At 39.8% G+C, this 24,396-nt stretch carries 17 protein-coding genes and 3 tRNA genes; 8 read left to right on the top strand and 12 right to left on the bottom strand.

The features are described 5' to 3' along the window. Positions 1-125: 125 nt before the first annotated feature. Genes PR808_RS03420 through PR808_RS03400 form a run of 5 tightly spaced genes read right to left on the bottom strand, consistent with a single transcriptional unit; the run spans position 126 to position 5,404 of the window. The gene (locus tag PR808_RS03420; protein ID WP_206086729.1) at positions 126-569 is read right to left on the bottom strand and encodes a universal stress protein; all 444 of its coding nucleotides are present in this window, start codon (positions 567-569) and stop codon (positions 126-128) included. Between the two features lie 21 nt (positions 570-590). Next, on the bottom strand, positions 591-1,364 hold the full coding sequence (locus tag PR808_RS03415; protein ID WP_272538697.1) for a siderophore-interacting protein: 774 nt from the start codon (positions 1,362-1,364) through the stop codon (positions 591-593). Then, positions 1,345-2,790: an efflux transporter outer membrane subunit gene (locus PR808_RS03410; protein WP_272538696.1), complete on the bottom strand. Its 1,446-nt coding sequence runs from the start codon at positions 2,788-2,790 to the stop codon at positions 1,345-1,347. Before PR808_RS03410 ends, PR808_RS03415 begins: the two co-directional genes overlap by 20 nt. Beyond that, positions 2,790-3,842, bottom strand: a complete 1,053-nt coding sequence (locus tag PR808_RS03405) for an HlyD family secretion protein (RefSeq protein ID WP_272538695.1) — start codon at positions 3,840-3,842, stop codon at positions 2,790-2,792. The genes PR808_RS03410 and PR808_RS03405 overlap by 1 nt, the downstream gene beginning before the upstream one ends. Before the next feature lie 23 nt (positions 3,843-3,865). Further along, complete coding sequence (locus PR808_RS03400; RefSeq protein WP_272538694.1) at positions 3,866-5,404, bottom strand: MFS transporter; 1,539 nt, start codon at positions 5,402-5,404, stop codon at positions 3,866-3,868. Positions 5,405-5,534: 130 nt separating this feature from the next. On the opposite strand from PR808_RS03400, the gene PR808_RS03395 reads away from it, so the two are divergent. Continuing rightward, a complete protein-coding gene (locus tag PR808_RS03395) occupies positions 5,535-6,437 on the top strand; it encodes a LysR family transcriptional regulator (protein WP_272538693.1) in 903 nt (300 codons plus the stop codon). A 55-nt stretch (positions 6,438-6,492) separates the two neighbouring features. Here PR808_RS03395 and PR808_RS03390 read toward each other — a convergent pair. The 3 genes from PR808_RS03390 to PR808_RS03380 form a co-directional block, all read right to left on the bottom strand. Continuing rightward, positions 6,493-6,568: transfer RNA gene (locus PR808_RS03390), tRNA-Asn, on the bottom strand. Between the two features lie 252 nt (positions 6,569-6,820). After that, positions 6,821-6,896: transfer RNA gene (locus tag PR808_RS03385), tRNA-Asn, on the bottom strand. A gap of 136 nt (positions 6,897-7,032) precedes the next feature. Beyond that, positions 7,033-7,536, bottom strand: a complete 504-nt coding sequence (locus PR808_RS03380) for a YlaC family protein (RefSeq protein WP_206086735.1) — start codon at positions 7,534-7,536, stop codon at positions 7,033-7,035. Positions 7,537-8,020: 484 nt separating this feature from the next. Here PR808_RS03380 and cspE point away from each other — a divergent pair, with 484 nt between their 5' ends. The 4 genes from cspE to mgtA all read left to right on the top strand — a co-directional run bounded on the left by cspE (position 8,021) and on the right by mgtA (position 12,501). After that, entirely contained in the window at positions 8,021-8,233 is a 213-nt protein-coding gene (cspE, locus tag PR808_RS03375) for a transcription antiterminator/RNA stability regulator CspE (protein WP_004909801.1), read from the top strand. A 104-nt stretch (positions 8,234-8,337) separates the two neighbouring features. Continuing rightward, positions 8,338-8,526, top strand: coding sequence for a protein DsrB (gene dsrB / locus PR808_RS03370; RefSeq protein ID WP_206086736.1), 189 nt, complete (start codon positions 8,338-8,340; stop codon positions 8,524-8,526). A 425-nt stretch (positions 8,527-8,951) separates the two neighbouring features. Then, complete coding sequence (locus PR808_RS03365) at positions 8,952-9,650, top strand: MgtC family protein (RefSeq protein ID WP_272538692.1); 699 nt, start codon at positions 8,952-8,954, stop codon at positions 9,648-9,650. A 148-nt stretch (positions 9,651-9,798) separates the two neighbouring features. After that, a complete protein-coding gene (gene mgtA / locus PR808_RS03360; RefSeq protein ID WP_206086738.1) occupies positions 9,799-12,501 on the top strand; it encodes a magnesium-translocating P-type ATPase in 2,703 nt (900 codons plus the stop codon). Between the two features lie 116 nt (positions 12,502-12,617). Here the strand turns inward: mgtA and PR808_RS03355 are convergent, their stop codons facing one another. Next, the gene (locus tag PR808_RS03355; protein WP_102139566.1) at positions 12,618-12,926 is read right to left on the bottom strand and encodes a DUF5339 domain-containing protein; all 309 of its coding nucleotides are present in this window, start codon (positions 12,924-12,926) and stop codon (positions 12,618-12,620) included. Between the two features lie 1,024 nt (positions 12,927-13,950). Between PR808_RS03355 and fliZ the strand changes: the two genes are divergently transcribed. Continuing rightward, complete coding sequence (gene fliZ / locus PR808_RS03350) at positions 13,951-14,466, top strand: flagella biosynthesis regulatory protein FliZ (protein WP_206086740.1); 516 nt, start codon at positions 13,951-13,953, stop codon at positions 14,464-14,466. 207 nt (positions 14,467-14,673) lie between these two features. Here fliZ and putA read toward each other — a convergent pair whose 3' ends face one another. Further along, complete coding sequence (gene putA, locus PR808_RS03345) at positions 14,674-18,657, bottom strand: trifunctional transcriptional regulator/proline dehydrogenase/L-glutamate gamma-semialdehyde dehydrogenase (RefSeq protein WP_241016913.1); 3,984 nt, start codon at positions 18,655-18,657, stop codon at positions 14,674-14,676. 498 nt (positions 18,658-19,155) lie between these two features. Between putA and putP the strand changes: the two genes are divergently transcribed. Beyond that, positions 19,156-20,640 (top strand): sodium/proline symporter PutP, encoded by a 1,485-nt coding sequence (putP, locus tag PR808_RS03340; RefSeq protein ID WP_272538691.1) that lies wholly within the window; start codon positions 19,156-19,158, stop codon positions 20,638-20,640. 91 nt (positions 20,641-20,731) lie between these two features. On the opposite strand, the gene cycA is transcribed toward putP, so the two are convergent. Continuing rightward, a complete protein-coding gene (cycA, locus tag PR808_RS03335; RefSeq protein ID WP_206086742.1) occupies positions 20,732-22,132 on the bottom strand; it encodes a D-serine/D-alanine/glycine transporter in 1,401 nt (466 codons plus the stop codon). Between the two features lie 255 nt (positions 22,133-22,387). Between cycA and PR808_RS03330 the strand changes: the two genes are divergently transcribed. After that, a tRNA-Lys gene (locus PR808_RS03330) sits at positions 22,388-22,463 on the top strand. Between the two features lie 437 nt (positions 22,464-22,900). Here the strand turns inward: PR808_RS03330 and PR808_RS03325 are convergent. Further along, complete coding sequence (locus PR808_RS03325; protein WP_206083828.1) at positions 22,901-23,341, bottom strand: hypothetical protein; 441 nt, start codon at positions 23,339-23,341, stop codon at positions 22,901-22,903. Between the last annotated feature and the right edge of the window lie 1,055 nt (positions 23,342-24,396).

The raw sequence follows: 24,396 nt of genomic DNA, 5'->3' as shown, positions 1-24,396 counted from the left end.
AACAATAAACTGAAGGACAAATCAATAGAAAAAACATCAATGCCATGATGGGCTTTGTGTATTAAAAGTATTGATTACAGTGGATAACAACAGGTAACCACTGTAATCATTTTTAATTATATCGGTTAACGCGGGATCACTAAAACGGGTTGAGAAATATCATCTAATAAACTGCGAGTGACCGACGTATTCAGCCAGCGGCTAAATGAAGAAAGGTGACGGTGGGAGATAATCAGTAAATCACAATTGTGTTTTTCCATTTGTTTAGGGATTGTCTCGATAGGTGTTCCTGCGGCAAGCAGCCCCTGTGTTTTAAATCCCATATTTGTTAATGCGCTGGTGACATCTTTTAATTGTTTCTCTGCTAAGGCTTCTTCTCGCTGAGCAGCAGGGTACTCATCGCGTTCATCGCTATTTTGACTTAGTTTAGTGCGGCTTAGCGCAAAGGTGCTATCGACAACGGTTAAGACAATGACATTATGAATACAGCCTGTCATACGTTGCATAAAATTGAGGGCATTACTGCTATTTTCGAAGCTATCGACAGCCAACAATACATTATTAATCATTTTTATCTCCTGATAAGCGATTTACACCGCACCCTTAAAGTTAGATTCCCCTTTTTTCCAATAGCCTTTTGCGAAGAGTGAGGTTTTGGGGATCCCTCTTTCGTTGATAAAATGATTCTTCAAATAAACAGCAATTTGTTGCTCACAGGCTAACCAAACTTGGCCTGGTTCAGCAGGCAGAGCACATTGAGTAATGGCTCGGACTAGAGAACTATTCATCACGCTATCATAATGACGGTCGCGAATTTGCCAGCTATTGACGATTAAGTCAGGGTAATTTAGTGTTTGTATTTCTGCTTCATCACTGACCTCTGCAAACCAGAAAACAGGCATTGGTTCCGTCAATGATTCAAGAATACGACGCATTGCGGGAAGTGCGGTTTCATCACCCAATAAAAGTAACCAACCTGCTTCAGATAGCGGTTTAAACCCGCCAGAACACGGCCCTGCAAAACCAAGTCTATCACCGATTAATGCGTTTTCAGCCCAGCGAGATGCGGGGCCATCACCATGCAAAACCATATCGATATCAATGGTTCTGTTGATTTTATTGATCCCGCTAATGGTGTAAGCGCGACCCGCTAAACTTTCTTTCCAAGGAAAAAATACCTTGACCCAACTTGCGGGTTCGTAAGCTCTTAAATCATCTAAAAACTTATCGACATCATCACCACTCAAGGTAATCCGTCGCATTTTTTTTGTTAATGATTGCACTGCGCTAACGGTAGCTTCTCGTTTGCGCCTTGTATCTTTTTCTAATATGTCGCCCACAATTTTATTCATTGTATTGTGCATGAGGATCCTCCTGCTGCATATTTGACGGATAAGTGTGTTCCCAACCACCGCCTAATGCTCGATATAGATTGACTACAGCAAGGGCGGTTTCTTCTTGAGACGTAATTTGTGCCGATTGCAAATCTAACAAGGCGCGCTGGGTGCTTAATACATGCATGAAGTCACTGGCGCCATTAAGATAGCTATCCCGTGCTAATGAAAAAGCATGTTGATTAGCGGTAACGGCAGAAACTAGGTGTATTTGCCTGAGTTGTTGGGCCTGATAATCTGAAAGTGCATCATCAATTTCATGCCAAGCACGCAAAACAGTTTGTTGGTATGCAATTGCCATTTCTTGTTGACGGTACTCACTTAACGTCACACGTTGTTTGATTTTTCCACCATCGAATATGGGTAAATACAGTGAGGGGCCAATGGCGAACGTATGCGTTGACCAGCTTCCCATATCGGATAATGCAAGGGCTTGGTAGCCTGCATTACCTGTTAACGTGATCCGTGGGTAGTAATCCGCTTTAGCGACGCCAATTTCTGCGGTTGCTTGGTGTAAGCGCTCTGCGGCTTCACGAATATCTGGCCTGCGAAGTGCAAGATCCGACGGAACGCCCATCGGAACTATTTGAGTTAACTGTGGGAGGTTCTTTTTCGTTGATAATTGGGCATTAAACGCCCCAGGTTGCTCGCCCAGCAACAAGGTAATGGCATTTTTTAGGCGATTTTCCCTATCAATTAGCACAGGAAGCAAGGCATTGATTTGGTCGAGTTGTACTTGCGCTTGTTCCACATCAAGTTGGTTTCCTGAGCCATTTTGTAAACGTACCTGAGTGAGTTCCAAGGTTTGTAACGAGGTTGCATGGTTTTCTCTTGCAACTTGAATTTGTTGCTGTATAGCACGCAGGCGTAAATAATCGGTGGCAACTTCTGCGGTGACAGAGGTTAACAAGGCTCGCCGATTTTCTTCTGATGCGGCAAAATTAGCACGAGCACTTTCTGATGCACGGCGTAATTTTCCCCACATATCCAACTCCCAAACCGCACTAAACCCACCGCGCCAGAGGTTAAAGTCAGACTCGCCTTTTTTCCCTGATGGATCCATACTACCGACTGATGTTGCACGTTGGCGCTGGTAAGCACCATCAAAGCTAAAATCAGGGGCTAAGTCAGAATCGGCAATGCCTAATAAAGCGCGACTTTGTTGCATGCGCGCTGTCGCTAATTGCAAATCTAAATTACTTTTTGTTGCGCGTTGTATGAGCTCTGAAAGCTGGGGATCACCAAAAATGCTCCACCACTGGATAGGAAGGGAGGAGGTGCTTTGGTTAGCACCCCAATTTTCTGGCAAAGTCGCTTGCGGTGGCACGTAATCGGGGCCAACTGCTTGGCAACCTGTGAGTGCTACGAGAACCAGTGCAATGGCGGTTTTGTTCATTAGTGGCTCCCATCCAATGTGTTGATGCTCACATCGGCTGACATGCCTACGCGTAGTGCATTCATTGTCGCCGCACTCTCTTTGTTAATATCAAAGGTAATTTTTACAGGGATACGTTGCACAATCTTTGTGAAATTACCTGTTGCATTTTCAGGTGCAACAGGGGAAAAGCTAGCGCCTGAAGCGGGTGCGATACTGTCAACATAGCCTTTTAGGGTTTGGCCAGGGAACGTATCAATGCTGATATCAACGGTTTGCCCCTGAGTAATGTTCTGCAACTGTGTTTCTTGGTAATTAGCAATAATGTACAGTTTGTCTTGGGGCACAATTGCCATTAACGCATCACCAGGCTTAACAAACTCACCCACTCGCAGGCTTTTTTTACCCACTACTCCTGCAATCGGTGCGGTAATACGGGTATAAGATAAATTGAGTTTAGCCATCTCTTTCTTCGCTTGCGCCAATGTCAATTCAGCGTCACTGTCCGATTGCTTAGCTTGTAAAACTTGCAACATATTCTTAGCCGCTTTTAAAGACGCTTCGGCTTGTGCAACACTGGCAGTCATCGTTTGTACGCGGGTAGTTGCTTGTTGTGCCGCTTGTTGTGAACCTGCGCCAGTCGTTGCCATTTTGTGATAGCGCGTTTTCTCTTGGTGAGCAAATTGCAACTCAGCTTGTGCGGATTGTAATTGAGCTTGCGCAGCAGAAATCAGCGCATACTGGCGTACTAGATTCGCTTTTGTATCATCTTGGCGTGCACGTGCTGAGTTTTCTTGTGCTATCGCTTGGGAAAGTGCGACAGTGAATTCCCGTGGGTCAATTTCCGCTAATAATTCGCCTTTTTTCACCCATTGATTGTCTTGAACCAAAACTTGGGTAACAACACCTGAAATTTGGGGTGAAATACGCGAAATATCGGCACGAATATAAGCATCATTGGTATTTTGCATTGTTTTTTTAATGGCGAACTTATTAATTAATAGCCCGCCTACGACAACTAAAATACCCGCGATTGCAAGGGCAACACCTTTATTAATTTTAATTTTACTCATTGTTAATTCCTGATAATCAATAACTAAGCCGCGGCTACAGACCGTGGCGGATAAATTCGAGTTGGCATCACAACGATCAGCCCTGTTAACAACAGCGCTAAGCCTGAAACCAACATATAAAGATCAGCACTAGCCAGCACATATCCCTGACTAGAGGCAAGCTGGGTCAGCTCTCCAATAGACTCTGAGGTTTTGCGATATGCTGTCCCGTAGCCATCGGCAATTACGCCTGAATGAAAATCCCCCCGTTGGCGGCTTAACAGGGCAATAACACCACCTGCTGCTGTTGCTGCGAAGCCTTTGACTGCGTTAAACCACGCAGCAGCAAATGGGCCATCGGTCGGTAAAAGTCCCCCAGTTGCCATCATCAACAACGGAATAACTGCCATGGGTTGAGCAATTGCTTGTAGTAGCGAAATGGTTTTAAAATTATTTCCATGCCAATCAGGGGTCAGTTGTGATGCAAGCACACAAGCCGCTGCCATCAATAACAGGCTGATCGCCAATACCCAGCGACAGTCCACTTTTGGGGTATTACAAATGATAGCAACGATAGGCAGCGTAATTAGTTGGGGGAGTGATACCCACAGCATCATGTCTGAGGTCTGTTCGAGTCGATATCCTTGGATTGCGGATAAATAACCAGAGGTAATATTGACTAGTGAAACCATAATCAATAGAACCCCACCCAACGTAATTAATGAAAATGAAAGATTTCGTTTGCCAAGCAGCTGCAAATTAAAAAATGGCAATGGGTGATACCATTCATTAATGAGAAACAGCGCAAGTAGCCCTAATCCACCAATTAATAAGACATAAATGAGTGAGGAATTAAGCCAATCTAAACGCTCTCCTTGGGATATTCCTACAGTTAGCATGGCTAAAGCGCTTCCCCCAAGGATTAAACCACGCCAATTAAATTGTTTAAGGCGTTCTAAGCGAAGAGGGTCTTGTGGTAAGCCATAGCCAATGCAAATGGTTGCAATGGCCATTAAGGGTAAATTCCAATAAAAATAACCACTCCATCCCCAGTGAAATGCAAATGCGGCGGCGGTTGCACCAAAGGTGGCACTCCACGCGGAAACCCACCCATAAGCACCTAACCCTAACACCTTAATTAGCGGGGGCATAAAGCGCAGTACAACGGTCATTAACATCGGTGGTAAAGCACCACCCGCGAAGCCTTGTAAGCTGCGAATGGTTAACAACCATGTGTAGTGCTCCCCTAACCAAGGTGTAATTAATCCACCCAGTAGATAAATTGAGCACATCACTAAGGCTACACGGCGTAATGAAAAAGTAGGCCAAAAACAGGGTGTAAAACCCGAGCCAATAACAAAACCTGTGACATAGCAGGAGATTAACCAACTTCCTGTATCTATATTTAGAGCCATTGCGCCTTGGATGTCGCCAAGGGCGAATTTACTGGCGTTTTCTCCCACGCCACTCGCCATGACCGCTAAAAAAACACCAAATAGGCCCATCCATGTGCGGCCACTGATCTCGCCTGCACTGGCTATCCATTTGTTTTTTTGAGGTTGCGTAATAGACGCATCAACCATTTCAAACTCCTGCTGTTTCAATAATTGTTCTATCAATTTCAGCAGTAGTATCTAAATTTTACTTGATTGTTTAAAATGAAATGATGTAATTAATTTATTGCAAAAAACGCAATCCGTGGGCGGGGGAAATATGCCACAGAAAATAGATTTTAATTTAATTTATGCGCTGAATTTATTACTGGAGGAAGGCAGTGTGAGCGGTGCTGCTGAAAAAATGAATTTAAGTGCGCCTGCGATGAGCCGCATTTTAGGCCGTATCCGTGAACAATTTAATGATCCTATTCTCGTGCGGGCAGGGCGAAAATTGGTTCCGACACCCAGAGCGTTAGAGTTAAAACAACAATTGGCAGAAATTATAGCTCAAGCTCAAGCACTTATTGAACCTGATGAGTTGTTTCATCCCGAATCCCTTGAAAGAACATTTGTCATACGTGCGAATGATATTTTTATTGGGGCACTAGGTGGGGGGTTATTAGAAACATTACGTAAGTTGGCACCACGAAGTAGTTTAACCTTTATCGCAGAAAGTGATATAGATGATGACTCCTTGCGTAGTGGCAAAGTGGATTTGGTTATTGGCTCATCACGGGATTGGCACCCTGAAATTAAAGCCCAGAGCTTATTTACGAGCACGTTTCAAGCGCTAGTACGTCCTGGGCATCCAATTCTTGACAACGTAACACCTGAAACGTTAACGCATTATCCGCATATTAGTGTTTCACGAAGGGGACGGACTTTAGGGCCAATTGATGATGCATTGCGTGATTTGAAATTGCAACGCAAGGTGGCATTGACGTTACCCAGTTTTCATTCCGCTATGATGCTAACAATGAAGTCTGATTATATCTTGCCGTTACCGCGCCATGTATTACAAGGGGTGAAAAGCATCAATTTGCCACTTGTTGAGATAGAACTCCCTATTGAGCTGGAGTCTATATTTATTGTGCAAGCATGGCACCCTCGTCTGGATAGAGACCCTGCGCACCAATGGCTACGTCAAACGATTAAGCAATTTTTTCTAGAAAAAGAATAATGAGTTAGTCGATGTTAGATAGCAAAAAGCCCGCATTAAGCGGGCTTTTTAAATTTGGCTCCTCCAGCTGGACTTGAACCAGCGACATACGGATTAACAGTCCGCCGTTCTACCGACTGAACTATGGAGGAATTGCTTTGTTCCTGAGAACGAGGCGCATATTACCCATCCTGTTTCCCGTTGTAAAGCATAAAAATTAAAAAAATCGTCAAGTGGGTGTTAAATAGACAAACTGGCGATTATCTGTACCTAAATATCTGATTTTAACTAAATGAGGGGATAGACAGCCACAATGAGAGCGAGGAAAGAAAAAATAGATTTATACGTTAAATAGAGAGGATGCAAGATAGCAAAAAGCCCGCATTAAGCGGGCTTTTTAAATTTGGCTCCTCCAGCTGGACTTGAACCAGCGACATACGGATTAACAGTCCGCCGTTCTACCGACTGAACTATGGAGGAATTGCTTTGTTCCTAAGAACGAGGCGAATATTAACGATATCACCTCGGACTGTCAACGATAAAAATTGAAAAAAAACTCAACTGCTCAATCACTACTCAATATGACTGAATTTCATGCTAGTTAATTGATATTGCATTAATTTTGTGCAGCCAATTTACCTTGTACTGGTGTAGAAACTTCGGGGTAAACCACATGATAAATATCGTAAAACGAGATCATGCCTTTTAATGCAATTAGACGGGTGATTTCTTGTTTAATTGTTTGACTGACTTCATTGGAATCAAGGACTTTACGAATTGCGTTTTCAGAAACAGGTTCAGTCACGAACCATTCACCATTATAACAAACACGTAAATCTAACACGCCGATGTCTTCGAAATGATAGACTGGCTTAATATCAAAAAGTAACACGCTAGCTAAAATAATAAATAACAGAGTAATACCCAACGTCCAGTATGGGCCAAAATACGGCGCATACCAAAGAATAACGGCGAGCGGAATATAAGCTGCAATCATACCTATACATAAGTAAGGGTGGTTTGCGAGGAACTGGCTATTGAAATACGGTTTGCCATCACGATTTTCACGTTTATTGATGGTATCTAAATCTTCGACAAGTATTTGTTTGATAATATCCATGTGATAACTCTCTGTCAGATATTGAATCTATACTCGCAGAGTATCACGAGGGCTCAAGATTGTTATATATCAGTTAAAAAAAATATTAATGCAGATTGTCATGAGATCAGATAATTCTGACTGACAATAAAAGGTTTTTTTGCCCTTGTAATTAAATTTTTCTTTAAGTTATCAACTAAATGCAGTGTTTTTGTTAACGTTATGGCGGATAAAAGTGACATAGTCGAAAAAACTGCATCTTTTTATGGATTGAATGTATAAAATAGTTGCTATTATCTTAAAGTCATGAGTTAATGTGCATCGGCCTGTTTAGCAGTCCTATTTGATGTATGATTACTGAGTTAGTGTGTTCTAAAGAAGAAAGTTATCACAGATAGCCTTTGACCGTGACGCTTCATCTTGGTGTTTCCCTGATTAAATAGTTGACTCTGGCCCGTATATGCCAAAAAGGCAAGTTTTTTTGATGTTATATAGGAAAAGTCAAATGTCCGACAAAATGAAAGGTCAAGTTAAGTGGTTCAACGAGTCTAAAGGCTTCGGTTTCATCACTCCAGCTGATGGTAGCAAAGACGTTTTCGTCCACTTCTCTGCCATTCAGGGCAATGGTTTCAAAACTCTGGCAGAAGGCCAGCAAGTTGAATTCACCATTGAAAACGGTGCAAAAGGCCCAGCAGCTGCTAACGTAACTGCTATCTAAGCTAATTGCTGAACTGATTTTCTAAAGCCCGTCATTTTTAATGACGGGCTTTTTCGTATGCGTTACATTTATGATTAATATTATTTTGTTGGAAAATAGATGTCATGAATATTAATGATCGTGTTTATGTGAAAACAGATGGGCAAGAGCGACGAGAAGGAACAATTTTACTTATCGAACCTTTTAATGAAGGTGTAATGTATTTAATTGCATTACCTGATTACCCAGAAGGTATTTGGTTTTTTAATGAAAAAGAAGGCAACGAAGGCACGTTTGTCACATTAATTGAATAATAGTTTTTTAATTAAATTCAAATTTATTAAAAATTTGTTCTTTACTTCGTAAATTAGCCCACCTATACTCCACCCATCAATTATTTAGGAGATTATTACTTGGACAGTCAGAGTTGGAATAAAAACTTAATTTAACGGCAAGCCAGTAATCGTCTTTTCTTTTCACTGCTTGCCACTAAGGCGGGCGGTGTCTGATGTATCCCATCATACATACACCCTTATATTGTACACAAAGTACTATTCTATATTTAATTAATAGCTTATTACTATTGTATTGAGTGTGTATCATGTTTGTATATTTTTATTCTCTATTTCCTCCAGGCAATAGCTAATTATTCTTGAATCTTTATTGATTCAAATTATGGCTATGTGCTTTTTATTAAGCATATAAAAGATTATCCAAATTATTTTTTGGAGGAATTATTATGCTTTTTACTCCTGATATTTTAAATCTTGTCTCGGCAATGTGCCTCGGTGCCTTAATTGGTGCTGAGCGCCAATGGCGTCAACGTATGGCGGGACTGAGAACCAACGCATTAGTTGCAACGGGTGCTGCTGTTTTTATTTTAAGTTCTGTCACGACATCACCTGATAGCCCTGGCCGTATTGCTGCACAAGTGGTTTCAGGGATCGGTTTTCTGGGCGCGGGTGTCATCATGCGTGAAGGCATGAATATTCGAGGCTTGAATACAGCTGCAACGTTATGGTGTTCTGCTGGGATTGGCGTGTTATGCGGGTTGGGGCAATATTCACTCGCATTGATGGCTACCTTATTGATTTTATGTGCAAATATTTTATTGCGAGAAGCGGCTTCTCGCATCAATAAGCAGCCTCAAGTTCAAGCCTTAGATGTTGAACAACGTTATAAAATCCGCGTTATGTGCCATCAAGAAGACGAGATTTTAGTTAGAACCCTTATTTTACAAGCTATTAATGGGTTACACATTCGACTGCAATCGTTAAGTAGTGCTGACACATTAAAAACAGAACAACTTGAGGTTTGTGCTGAATTTTTGGCAACACCCGCTGAGCAAAAAGAGATTGAAGCATTAGTTTGTAGAATCAGTCTTGAGCAAAGCGTAAGTGCTATCAATTGGAAAGTGGCATCAGAGCTTCCGGTTTGAATGCAAACAATTAACTCACTATAGGAGCCGAAATGGACGATCACCCTCCGTCATGGAGACGAACCTTGGAGCTATCCAACTGATATAATAGCCTTATTTTCAGTTGGATAGCGTAAAAATACACAAGTGTTGTATTAGAGACAACGTTATGACTGAAATAAGACACCAACGCAAAAGCGTTAAAGCGCCTGCACGGCAAAAATTTATTGTTGGCGAGCAAGCGAGTAAAAATATTGAGCAAGTGCTAAATGAGTATCAAACCAATTTATTAGGCCTAGCAGACAATGAAGCGATGGATCGCTTAGTGACTGAGGGTGAAAATGAGGTTGCTCATGAAAAAGCCCCTCCTGCTTGGAAGCAGCTGCTTTCATCATTTAAAAACCCATTTATTTTTGTTCTGATTGTGTTGGCGTTAGTCAGCTTTTTCACGGACTATCTGATCCCTGAGCGTCAAGGAGAAGAGACAGATTTAACGGGTGTTATCATTATTGTTACGATGGTTCTGCTAAGTGGTTTATTGCGTTTTTGGCAGGAATATCGGACGAATAAAGCCGCTGAAGCGCTCAAATCTTTGGTTAGAACGACCGCAACGGTGTTTCGTCGGGACAATAAAACAGGGCGTTCAATTCGTAAAGAAGTTCCAATTAAATGCCTAGTCCCTGGGGATATTGTTCTTTTATCCGCTGGAGATATGGTTCCCGCCGATTTAAAACTCGTTGAATCGAGAGACTTATTTATTAGCCAAGCGATTTTAACTGGTGAATCTATCCCTGTAGAGAAATATGACACATTAGGGGATGTTTCCGCCAAAAACCTTGATCCTGTATCGCCCACTGAAAATGAATTACTTGAAATATCAAATATTTGCTTAATGGGTACTAACGTCACCAGCGGAACGGCTCGCGGTATTGTGGTGGCAACGGGTGGGAAAACCTATTTAGGCTCGCTAGCAAAATCAATCGTTGGTAGTCGAGCACAAACCTCTTTTGACAAGGGGGTAAATAGTGTCAGCTGGCTATTGATCCGTTTTATGTTAGTTATGGTTCCAATTGTCTTATTGATTAATGGATTTACAAAAGGTGATTGGTTCGAAGCAACGCTGTTTTCTTTAGCTGTTGCTGTAGGGTTAACCCCTGAAATGCTTCCAATGATCGTCAGTTCAAACTTGGCGAAAGGGGCAATTGCAATGTCTAAGCACAAAGTGATTGTCAAAAGGTTGAATGCTATCCAAAACTTTGGCGCAATGGATGTTCTTTGCACAGATAAAACGGGAACGTTAACGCAAGATAGGATCATTTTAGAACATTACCTTGATAGTCATGGTGAGAAAAATAGTAAAATTCTGCAACTCGCGTGGCTGAATAGTTTTCATCAAAGTGGTGCTAAAAATATGATGGATCAGGCCATTATTCGCCGTGGAAGAGGGAATAGTGAGGTTGAACAATTAAAAGCATTCCAGAAAATTGATGAGTTGCCATTCGATTTTATCCGACGAAAATTATCGGTAACGGTAAGGACGCCAGAGGGAAATGCGTTACTTATCTGTAAAGGTGCTGCTGAAGAAATGCTCGCTGTTTGTCAAAGTTATCAACAAAATGGTGAATCTCAGGTTTTAGATGAGCAAGCGAGAGCAAGAGTCACAGAGTTAGTGAGTGATTACAACCGACAAGGATTTCGGGTACTGTTGCTAGCGACGCGAGCATTAAATGAACATGAAGCTAGCCTGCCATTATCTGCTCAAGCGGAGCAACAACTTGAGCTCCAAGGTATTTTAACTTTCTTGGATCCTGCTAAAGAAAGTGCGATTTCTGCAATCGCGGCGTTGCGTGAAAATGGTGTCACCGTCAAAGTATTGACTGGCGATAATGCCATCATTACGGAAAAAATCTGCCATGATGTTGGGCTAAATATCAGTGAAATCATGACGGGTTTGGAAGTTGAAGCGTTGTCTGATGAAGAGTTGAGCCAAAAAGTTGAGCAGGTTTCTGTTTTTTGTAAGCTGACGCCATTGCAAAAATCCCGAATTTTAAAAAGATTACAGGCAAATGGACATACTGTCGGCTTTTTAGGGGACGGAATTAATGATGCGCCAGCGCTTCGTGATGCTGATGTGGGAATTTCCGTTGATACGGGTACTGATATCGCAAAAGAATCAGCGGATATCATCTTACTGGAAAAAGATTTGATGGTATTAGAGCAGGGAGTGATTAAAGGACGGGAAACTTTTGGTAATATTATCAAATACCTGAATATGACAGCGAGCTCTAACTTCGGGAATGTGTTCTCTGTATTAATTGCTAGTGCATTTATTCCGTTCTTACCCATGTTAGCAATTCATTTGCTCGTACAAAATTTGCTGTACGATATTTCCCAACTGGCATTACCTTGGGACAAAATGGATAAAGAGTTCTTAAAACGCCCTCGTAAATGGGATGCGAAAAACATTGGTCGCTTTATGATTTGGATCGGGCCAACCTCTTCTATCTTCGATATCACCACATTTGCTTTGATGTGGTATGTATTCCAAGCAAATAGTGTGGCTCATGAAGCATTGTTCCAATCAGGTTGGTTTGTTGAAGGGTTATTATCACAAACCTTGGTTGTTCATATGTTAAGAACACAAAAAATACCCTTTATTCAAAGCACGGCGGCACTACCTGTGATGTTAACAACGGGGTTAATTATGGCATTAGGCTTATATATCCCGTTTTCATCATTTGGAACCATGATTGGGTTACAACCATTACCAATTGAGTATTTCCCTTGGTTAGCGTTAACATTAGTAAGTTACTGTATTGTCGCACAATTGATGAAACAATTTTATATCAAGCGCTTTGGTACATGGCTATAACATATTGATAAATTAATAAAAAGAAGAACCAAGGAAGGTTCTCCTTTTTGCATAAAAAAGAGCCACAAATGGGCCCTTTCTTGGAAAATTGCAGTACTCTGAAATAATCTAAGCGATTACAGACCTAAAGCCGTTTTCATTTGTTTCATTGCATCAATACCTTGTTGGCAAGCTTTATCTTGCTGATCTTTAGGTAATGCGGCAACTTGTTTTTTACCTTCTTCCAGTTGACCTTTCATCGCATCTAACTGAGCTTTTGCTTGTGGGTTTTCTGAAGCTTTAGCAATTAAGCTATCAACTTCAGCGAAGTAAGCATTACAAGTTTCAGTTGCACCAGCAACTTCACCTTTTTTCTCTTCTTCTGAACAAGCAGTGATTGTCAGTGCCAATAAACCCATACCACAAGCTAAAATTAACTTTTTCATAATCAACCTTATTAAAATTATTTATTTATATAGCAAATGAAGTATATAAGAGAAGTTTTTAATATCAAATGTAACTAATCCTAAAATAATATCTTAATTAGTAATTATAAAAATAACTATGTTAGTGAATAATATTGCAATATGAAGCATGGGTAGTTGGATTATATATTATTTATGGGGAACTCATTAAAAATCACAGTATTAACCGCTGTTTAAAAGGGTACATTCATTATTAGTGTAATACTCCCTCGATTAAGATAAAACTAAAAGGGTAAAGATTGGCATTAAGTTGAAATGGGTAATTTCTGTAAAGTTATTTCTCATTAGAAAATAAGCCCCTGAAAGTGTGATATAGAACGAAATAAAGTCAATTAAAACCCATATAACACTTTTAATGCTATTTATAACATTTTTGTATATAGGGTTGAGTGTTTAAAAATAGTTATAAAATGTAATGAAAAGTTTACGTAAATTGAATAACGCTAAACTATGAGATATTTTAAGCATTAATATCTGTACATTTAAGATGCAATAATAGATGAAAAAGGTGAGCAGCTTCACATATTTATCAATTAAATCTTTGAATAGCTATAATATTGATTTTTAAATCAAATTTTCTTTGTACGAAGATAGGATAATCAGGTAAAGTCTGAGCCTTTGGTCTGTCTAATGAATAATTGCCTTTATAAGGTTCGTTAACGCTATGTGTATAGAGTTAACAAAATTTAAGTTAATTAGGTTGACGCTAAATCAAATTCGTACCAAAATTGACTCACCTTGGAAATTCGCCAAAGAGCGATAGACGGGGTAAAATATTTTTCATAAAGGGCAATAATTTTTCTTACATTACATTCTTAGGAGGATCATTCTCCTAAAGAAAAAGTGAGAAAATAATATACGGGTTTACCCGTATTTAAATGCAACATAGCAGACATTCTATTAATGCTATGGGCATAACAAGTATGTAACTCGGTTTATCTTGTTACAATTTTATTTTTAGACTTACACACAGGGCTTTACCATTATGTCTGCTTCTATTGTAAAGAAACGGCCTCTGAGTCGTTACATCAAAGATTTTAAACACAGCCAAACTCATTGTGCACATTGCCACAAAACTCTTGATCGTATCTCTTTGGTTTTCAACGATGACATCTTAAATAAAGAAGCTATCGCTGATATGACCGAATTGGTTGATGAAGGAACTTGGGGAGAGCTGCAAGGTAAATTTACTGCACTTTGTCGTTTTTGTAGTGAGATTTACTGCAATAGCAATACTGATTATTTTGATATTATGTCATTTAAACAGTATTTATTCTTACAGACTGAGATGAGCCACAGTACCGTTCGTGAGTATGTTGTTCGCTTACGCCGCTTAGATGAGTTGTTATCTTCTTCTAATTTTTCAATGAAAGAATTTACTGCAAGTAAAGTTCAAGAACAATTAAGCGAAAAAATGACAGACTCAGCATTTAGTAATTACAATATTGCATTACGTAAATATGAACAATATTTATTCTGGGAATCAGAAAAAGTGCAGTAATAAGAATAGAGTAGATAACCTACTTTGTGGTTAATCAATATCTATTCATTAATGAATTGGTGTCCTATGGGCACCTTTTGCGTTTTTAGCGGTTCAAAATAAATATCAAATCTGAATAGAATACGAAGATTAATTATATGAAAATCATTGAAAAGAAAAATGAAGAGGCCTGACTTCAATTATTCATGAAATCAGGCCTTATTGTATTTAACCGATGGTCATCAAGCTTGCATTCCCTCCCGCTGCAGCGGTATTGACACTCAATGAACGTTCGTGAACAAGTCGTTCTATTAATAAGTTCGTATCGCCACGCTCAAAACCTTGAACAGAGATAATTGGCCCTTTACGTTCAGCGATAACTGCACAAACTTCTTTTAACTGATCGCTATCCCCATGGTAAATAACACCTTCAATTGTCTCTTTAGAACCCTGCCATTGCTTGGTGATTGAGATGGTTTTTCGGACTTTCTCAGGAAGCAGTTTAAATAGTTTTTGGTGAGTTTCGCTATCAGGCCAAAGGGATTGGCAACCTGCCGCTAGAACCGCTGCAAGTTGAATTAAGCAGTCATTTTCATTGTCACTAATACATAAAACCAGGCCACGAGGACGTAATGTATAAGTATTTTTTTCACCCGTAGGGCCAGGTAAAAGTCGAGTAGTCCCTGCTTGAGTATAACGCGTAAATTGTTCGAGAACGGATTGATCAACAGGTGCCTGCTGTTTTTCTACCCATGCAGTAAAGGCATCGAAAGGTGCAAGTAATTCGGCCCGTGCACTAGCATCCATTGGTAAGTGTTCATCTTGACGTGCAAGCGTATTCGTCACCGCACTCTCTGGACGTTCACTTAATAAACGGTAGAGATATAACGGCCCGCCCGCTTTTGGTCCAGTACCTGATAACCCTTCGCCACCAAATGGTTGCACGCCGACCACTGCGCCAACCATATTTCGGTTGACATATAAGTTGCCAACTTTAGCTTTGCTGACGACTTGGTTGATGGTTTCATCAATACGGGTATGAACACCTAAAGTTAAGCCGTAACCCGCTGCATTGATTTGATCAACGAGCATATCAAGTTCATCACGTTTGAAACGAACCACATGAAGAACAGGGCCAAAAATTTCTCTTTTCAGCTCGCTAATGTTTTCCAACTCAATTAATGTTGGCTTAACATAAGTGCCTTCGTGTTGTTCTTTTGTATCATCGGAATGATCAAATGCCGCTTGGAAAATAGGTTTTCCTTTGCTACGCATTTGTTGAATATGTTGATCAATATTATCTTTCGCCTCACGGTCAATCACTGGGCCGATATCGGTGGAAAGGTGTTCTGGGTTCCCCATGCGACATTCTTCCATAGCGCCTTTCAACATACGTATGGTTCTATCGGCAACATCTTCTTGAACACAAAGTATACGTAATGCGGAGCAGCGTTGGCCTGCACTATCAAATGCAGAAGCAACCACATCTGTGACGACTTGCTCTGTTAATGCGGAGGAGTCGACAATCATGGCGTTTAATCCGCCAGTTTCTGCGATTAACGGGGTAGGGCGGCCTTGGGCATCTAAGCGACCAGCAATATTACGCTGTAATAACCCCGCGACTTCCGTTGAACCCGTAAACATGACGCCACGAACGCGTTTATCACCGACTAACTGGGCTCCGATAGTTTCTCCTTTACCAGGTAAAAATTGCAATACATCACGAGGAATACCCGCTTGGTGAAGAATTGAAACGGCGATGGCACCGACAAGTGGTGTTTGCTCTGCTGGCTTGGCTAGTACAGTATTGCCCGCAGCGAGTGCAGCAGCAATTTGCCCAGAGAAAATAGCAAGCGGGAAGTTCCAAGGGCTGATACATACCACAGGTCCTAATGGACGATGGGTATTATTATCAAAGTCATTTTTGACTTGTGTCGCATAATAATTCAAGAAATCTACCGCTTCACGGACTTCTGCGATGGCATTCGAATAGGTTTTGCCAGCTTCACGAACTAAGACATCGAGTAGCGGTTGCAACTGCTGTTCCATGAGATCGGCTGCGCGTAATAAAATAGCGGCACGTTCTGATGGTGGGGTTGCAAACCAAATTGTGCCTGCGTCATTGGCGATATTTAACGCATGATCGGCTTCTTGTTCTGTCGTTTCACGAACATGACCGACAATATCTTTATGGCACGCAGGGTTGAGGATTGCTTGAGCTTCTGGAAGCGTATCTTTTGTGGAGAACTCGCCACCCAATAAAGGCTCTGCTAGTTTAGGCTGGATAGCAGCGCTGAGTAGTGCGCTTGATAAAGAAGCTAAACGGTGCTCATTCGACAGGTCGAGGCCCATAGAGTTAACACGTTCATTCCCGTATAAATCACGTGGGAGAGCGATTTTAGGGTGGGGTAAACCGATTTGGCCTTCTGTTTTAGATAGCTCAAGTACATCTTTCACAGGATCTGCGACTAATTCATCTAACGGAATAGTTGCATCAGCAATGCGGTTAACAAATGAAGTATTTGCGCCATTTTCTAATAAGCGGCGAACTAAATAAGCTAATAACGTTTCATGGGTACCAACAGGGGCATAGATACGGCATGGGCGATTAAGTTTGCCATCTGCCACTTTCCCGACTACTTGCTCATACAGTGGTTCACCCATCCCATGCAAACATTGAAACTCATACTGGCCAGGGTAGTAATTTTTACCTGCAATTTGGTAGATAGCGGAGAGGGTATGTGCGTTATGCGTTGCGAATTGTGGGTAAATTAAATTTGGTACAGATAATAATTTGCGAGCACAAGCAATGTATGAAACATCGGTGTAAACCTTACGGGTATAGACTGGATAACCCTCTAAACCATCAATTTGTGCGCGTTTAATTTCGCTATCCCAATAAGCACCTTTAACTAGACGGATCATCAAACGACGTTGGCTGCGTTCTGCTAAATTGATAATGTAATCAATCACAAATGGACAGCGTTTTTGATAAGCTTGAATAACAAAGCCAATTCCATTCCAGCCTGCAAGTTGCGGCTCGAAACACAGTTTTTCGAGTAAATCTAATGAGATTTCTAAGCGATCAGCCTCTTCTGCATCAATATTAATCCCTACGTCATATTGATGTGCTTGTAATACAAGAGAAAGTAGGCGTGGGTATAGCTCATCCATAACGCGTGAATATTGTGCACGGCTATAGCGAGGGTGCAGGGCTGATAGTTTTATTGAAATACCTGGGCCTTCATAAATACCACGTCCATTTGACGCTTTACCGATAGCGTGGATCGCTTGTTGGTATGACACCATGTAATCTTGGGCGTCTTTTTCTGTTAACGCAGCTTCTCCTAACATATCATAGGAATAGCGAAAGCCCTTGTCTTCTAACTTACGTGCGTTCGCTAAGGCTTGGGAAATGGTTTCGCCTGTAACAAATTGCTCGCCCATCAAACGCATCGCCATGTCTACGCCTTTACGTACTAGTGGCTCGCCACTTTTACTGATAATGCGGTTTAATGAGGTCGACAGTTTAGCTTCGTTGTGAGTAGAAACTAGCTTACCTGTAAATAATAAGCCCCACGTTGCAGCATTCACAAACATTGAGCTGCTTTGCCCTAGGTGAGATTGCCAATTTCCGTTACTGATTTTGTCACGAATTAATGCATCGCGAGTGGCTTTATCAGGGATGCGCAATAAGGCTTCGGCTAAACACATTAATGCTACACCTTCTTGGGACGAAAGTGAAAACTCTTGCAACAACCCTTGTACTAACCCGGAACGACCTACACCATTTTTTTGATTGCGTAATTTTTCTGCAATGGAGTAAGCCAGTTTATGCGCTGCCTCTGCCTGCTCAGTTGGCAGTTGTGCTTGTTGCAATAACATTGGTACAGCTTGCGTTTCTGGGATGCGATATGCGGAAGTAATTGAAGAGCGTTTTACTGATTGTGGTAAAATATGCTCTGCAAAATCTAAAAATGGCTGATAATTAGATTCTACTGTGGTGTCTTCTTCTCCTGTCTGATTTTCTTTTGCATCGATACCGGCGGATAACTCAGGAATGATTTGGTTATTGTCGAGTTGTTCTAGGTAATTATAAATAGCTTGCTTGATAAGCCAGTGTGATGTGCGATCCAGTCGTTGAGCGGCATTTTTAATGCGTTCACGAGTTGCTTCATCAAGTCTCACACCCATAGTTGTCGTGCTACTCATCTTAATTCCTCTAGTTGACAGGTCGTCATAATCGAAAAGTTACACAACATTATCTTAATGTTGCAACTTTGTGCAACATTGTTAAGTGAAATTTCTGAGGGAAATGTGAAACATGTCGGGTTTTTTGGTGATTAATCATATTAATGAAAGTTATGGTTATTTATTCTATATATTTTTCATATGGTTATAGCCATGCCGTTATTAAGGGAATAATTAATCAATTATTTTGAAATTTGGCTTAAAATTTTAACATTTGTGATATGGATTCTATTTATGGAATAAAAAATAGTTAATTTCTTGTTAATTTAATATGAGTCTGACTAGGATGGAGTCACTAAGATATTAAGTTAGTGCAACACAAACAATCACAACCTATTTGGTGTTCACGAAGATAAATTAAAGATGTGCAATAAAGTGCAACACCATGAAGTTACAAGTTATCAACGGCAATTCATATAAAGATAACTACACTACTAAGCTACTCAATGGAGAATATAGATGACTGTAAGCACTCCGATGATTGTCACGTTCATCGTATATATTACTGGCATGTTATTAATTGGCTATTTAGCCTATCGCTCAACAAAAAACTTTGATGATTATATTCTCGGAGGACGAAGTTTAGGCAGTGTGGTGACCGCATTATCAGCGGGTGCATCAGACATGAGCGGTTGGTTATTGATGGGGTTACCTGGCGCGATTTTTATCGCAGGTATTTCTGAAAGTTGGATTGCAATCGGGTTAACACTAGGGGCTTATTTTAACTGGTTATTCGTAGCAGGCCGCCTACGTTTGCAAACAGAAAAAAATAATAATGCCTTGACACTACCTGATTATTTTACCAGCCGTTTTGAGGACAATAGTAAAATCTTACGGATTATTTCTGCCATTGTTATCTTAGTTTTCTTCACCATTTATTGTGCATCAGGTGTTGTTGCAGGTGGATTATTGTTCGAAAGTACATTCCATATTAGCTACGAAAAAGCGATGTGGTTAGGGGCATTAGCCACTATTGCTTATACATTCTTAGGCGGCTTTTTAGCTGTGAGCTGGACAGATACAGTCCAAGCTTCGTTAATGATTTTTGCCCTGATCCTTACACCAGTTGTCGTTATTTTATCTATGGGTGGCATAGATACCTCTATCGAAGTGATAAAAGCGAAAAATCCTGAATACCTTGATATGTTCAAGGGAATGAATTTTATTGCAATTCTGTCTTTACTTGGCTGGGGTTTAGGCTATTTTGGGCAGCCTCATATTTTAGCACGCTTTATGGCGGCAGATTCACACCAAACAATCCACTCCGCAAGGCGTATTAGCATGACGTGGATGGTGTTATGTTTAGGCGGTACTATTGCCGTTGGCTTCTTTGGTATCGGTTATTTCGAAATGAACCCGAGTGTTGCAGGGGCTGTAACGCAGAATAATGAACGTATTTTCATGGAATTAGCAGCAATATTATTTAATCCATGGGTAGCGGGAGTGTTACTTTCTGCAATTTTAGCCGCGGTAATGAGTACCCTAAGTTGCCAATTATTAGTGTGCGCAAGTGCATTGACCGAAGATCTCTACAAGCCATTTATTCGTAAAACAGCGAGCCAAAAAGAGTTAGTGTGGGTCGGGCGTTTTATGGTGCTGCTAGTTGCGGCTATTGCTATCTATATTGCCCGTGATCCAAATAACAAAGTATTAGGGTTAGTGAGCAATGCATGGGCGGGGTTTGGCGCTGCGTTTGGTCCCGTTGTTTTGATGTCTGTGCTTTGGAAGCGTATGACACGCACAGGTGCTCTGGCGGGTATGTTGGTGGGCGCTATAACTGTATTAGTTTGGATGCAATACAAATGGTTTGCATTGTATGAAATTATTCCTGGTTTTATCTTTGCTACCATCGCGATTGTAGTAGTGAGTTTAATCACCAAAGCGCCAAGTGCAGAAGCACAAGAACGCTTCGAACAAGCGGAAGCGGAATATAAAGCAAAGTAATAGTTGTTATCTTGTGATTAGATGAACGATTAAGAAGGCCGAACTGTTAAATATGTTCGGCCTTTTTTATTGGTGGATAGCGAAATGGTGTTTAATGTGTTTTGCGACGTTTCACAATTTGATAGCCAATAAGCAGCACAATAAACCAGATAGGTGTCGCGATTAAGGCTTGCCTTGTATCGTGTTGGAATGCGAGTAAGACAATCATAAAAGCAAAAAATGCTAAGCTAACCCAAGACATAATAATCCCCGCAGGCATTTTATAATGGGAGGCTTTATGCATTTCTGGCCGCTTACGACGAAAGTTGAGGTAACTATATAAAATCATGCTCCAAATAAACATGAATAAGATAGCGGATACTGTAGTCACTAAGGTGAACGCATGCATGATATCAGGAATAAAATAGATAAGCACAATACCAAAACTGAGGCATATACAGGTGAAAATTAACCCTGTTGCAGGCACGGCTTTTTTCGATAACTGGCTAAATTTCTTCGGTGCATCACCTTCTTTAGACAAACCAAATAACATACGGCTGGTGGAAAATACTCCACTGTTTGCGGATGAAGCGGCTGACGTTAGCACCACAAAGTTAACGATGCTGGCCGCCGCAGGAAGACTGATTAACACAAACATTTCAACAAATGGGCTTTTATCCGCCAAAATTGTCCGCCAAGGTGTTACGGCCATAATCACAATAAGTGATAAAACATAGAAGGCAATGATACGAATTGGGATTGCATTGATGGCTTTTGGTAACGATTTTTCAGGATCGCGCGTTTCAGCGGCTGCGGTACCGACTAATTCAATCCCAACAAATGCAAATATCGCAATTTGGAAGCCTGCAAAGAAACCACTTATTCCCATAGGGAACATTCCACCATCATTCCAAATGTTACTCAATGATGCAGTATGGCCTGTAGGCGATTGGAAATTCATCGCGATAAGCGTTCCGCCTACTGCAATTAAGGCAATAATGGCGACAATTTTTATCATCGCAAACCAAAACTCAAGCTCACCAAAAAGCTTAACGGACACTAAATTTAGTGTGAGTAAGGTGATGACACAAATAAATGAAGTCACCCATTCAGGAAAATCGGGTACCCAGAAACTGACATAGGAGGTAATGGCAATAATATCTGCGATGCCAGTGATCACCCAACAAAACCAATATGTCCAGCCGACGAAAAAACCTGCCCATGGCCCGATTAGGTCAGCAGAAAAGTCGCTGAAGGATTTATAGTTAAGGTTAGAGAGTAGAAGTTCACCCATTGCTCGCATAACAAAAAATAACACGAAGCCAATTATCATGTATACGAATATAATGGATGGCCCTGCAAGAGAGATGGTTTTCCCTGACCCCATGAATAGACCCGTTCCAATTGCGCCGCCAATTGCAATAAGTTGAATATGGCGGTTACTAAGGCTTCGTTTTAACTGATTACGATCAGCGGAGTGCTGAGCTGGGTTTGAAGTTGTATTTTCTTCCATACTGTAAAGTGTCCGTAGTAGTTTGTTATAATTGACCACAGTATTTTTTTATTTGTGTGGTTATGTTTGCGTGAAATATTGTGACATAAATCTCAATTAGAGTAAGGAAAACTTACTTTGTTGAAATCGAAGTGCTGCTTATTCAATCTATCATTATCGTTAATTTAACATTCAATACTAAAAATTAACTTACACAATAAAAATAGCAGAATAATATTGACTGTAGCAATTGATAGGCGTTAAATATTTTGCACTGGGTTGTTAGCTCAGTTGGCAGAGTAGGCGACTCTTAATCGCTCGGTCTGGGGTTCGAACCCCCAACAACCCACCAGAATTAAGCTGTGTTATCAGTATAATAAGCCACTTTTAAACAGTGGCTTATTGCTTTTTATGGTGCAAAAAAGCCTATTTATTATTCCCTTCGAAACAATTTCCATTTTTTACTCAAATTCATCTTGGATAAGCTTTGAGCCAGTCTGATTTACCTGACTCTAAGTTGAATAATCAAAACACAAAGAGAGCCTTGATTATATGCAATGTATATCAAAGTGCTATTTGTTAAATAAATGTGTAACTAACAAATTAAAAAAAAATTGATTGAACAGTATTTTTCTGAAATGAATAAATATCGATAAAATGCAATGATCAAAAAAAATAAATAGGCTGTTAAAACAGCCAATAAGGTAATAAAAAAGATAAGCTAGTAAAATAACCCGCCTAATCAAAAATAACTAGATTAATAATCTGTTTCAATACAGGAAAGTAATGCTATTCCTGTTGCGACCTTTTTTTCACGGTTACTTTAGCTTCGTAACCTAATAGGTATAAAGCCTGTTCTAGCATCTCAATTTTTGACGCGTAGTGAACATCGAGTAAGCGTTCTATTTGTTGCGCATTAATATTCATTTTTCTAGCTAAATCAACACGTAAAGTTTTAGTGTCTAACATTGCATTATGTAGCGCGACTTTGAGGCAGACTAAAATAGGCAAATACACTGGGAATGCATTTTCTGTATGTCCTTGTGGTAGTGGAATTGCTTTTCTTGACGTTATTAATTCAGATAATGTTGCCAGTAAAACCTCTTCGGCTTCCAATTCAACATCATCTTTGCAAAAAGTGACACCTTGAATACCTGGAAAATCATAAAAATTGATTTCAAATGCACCTTCTTCTTCAACAAATTCAACATTGGCAAAATAAGTAAACATACCTTTCCTTTTATAGTTGGTATTAAAAGCCGTTAGTATAAAGTAAATCTAAGAGAGCTTCAGTCAAACCTGTATGCAGAATAAGCGAGATTATAGGTGAGTAAGATGGCTTATTGAGCTCGATGATATCAAGATGTTCATTTTGTGATCTTGTAGGCGCAAATGTACCTATAACAACATAGTTTTATTTAGAAACTATTTGGAAATAAAGAAACTAAATGTGAACAAAGTCGCAATTCTTATAATCTTTTTACTCCAGTAGACATACTTCATTTTGTTGAATTTGTACTCGAAAAGCTAACTGAATTATTTTAACTAAAATCAACTCATTTCAGTTAGATGTGTTCATCGACTAAGCAAATTTACTTAAGTTAAATTAGCGTTAAGCTGGATTTGTTAAAATAAAAGTATATAGTAATTAATGGTTATAATAACATTATGTTATTATGTTATTAACGTGCCAATGTAAAACCCTAAACAAATTAAGTAAAAATACAAATTAAAATACAAGATGTCAGCACTGTTTTATTCTTATTTTGAATGAGATAAAGCGAATAGGAAAATTGATAAGAAACAGAATGTTCTCAATTGAAACTTTGATTTTTCGTGATGCGTTCTTGGGTTTGGTTACCTGTAGGTTGATCATTTTATTAAAAAAATTAATTTTTTAGTTATTTTAATAAAAAAAACAAAAATAAATTAATTGAAAGTGTTTAGTTAAAAAAATAATAACAAGAAAATTACTAAAAATATAAATCGGCCAATAATACATAACACATATATTTAAGCTAAATATTTGTTTCATTACTGACAGACTTTATAAAGTTTATTAATTTTATTAATATTATCATCTGGGCATATTATAACCATAGTTTAATGATTCTAATGGAACATATATATATGGAGATAATATGTATGACAAAATAATATCTTTTTTCTCTTTGAACTGGATTGAATAATTTTGAATAATGCCTATTGCTTTCATTAAACTTATTGAAAATTAATGATTAAGTTTTATTCCCAAATAGCCGATAATGAGAAATATCCATATTAGA

Origin of the sequence: Providencia sp. PROV197 (assembly GCF_028479625.1) — a bacterium.
GTDB lineage: Bacteria > Pseudomonadota > Gammaproteobacteria > Enterobacterales > Enterobacteriaceae > Providencia > Providencia vermicola.
This window is presented reverse-complemented; position numbering and strand designations above follow the sequence as displayed.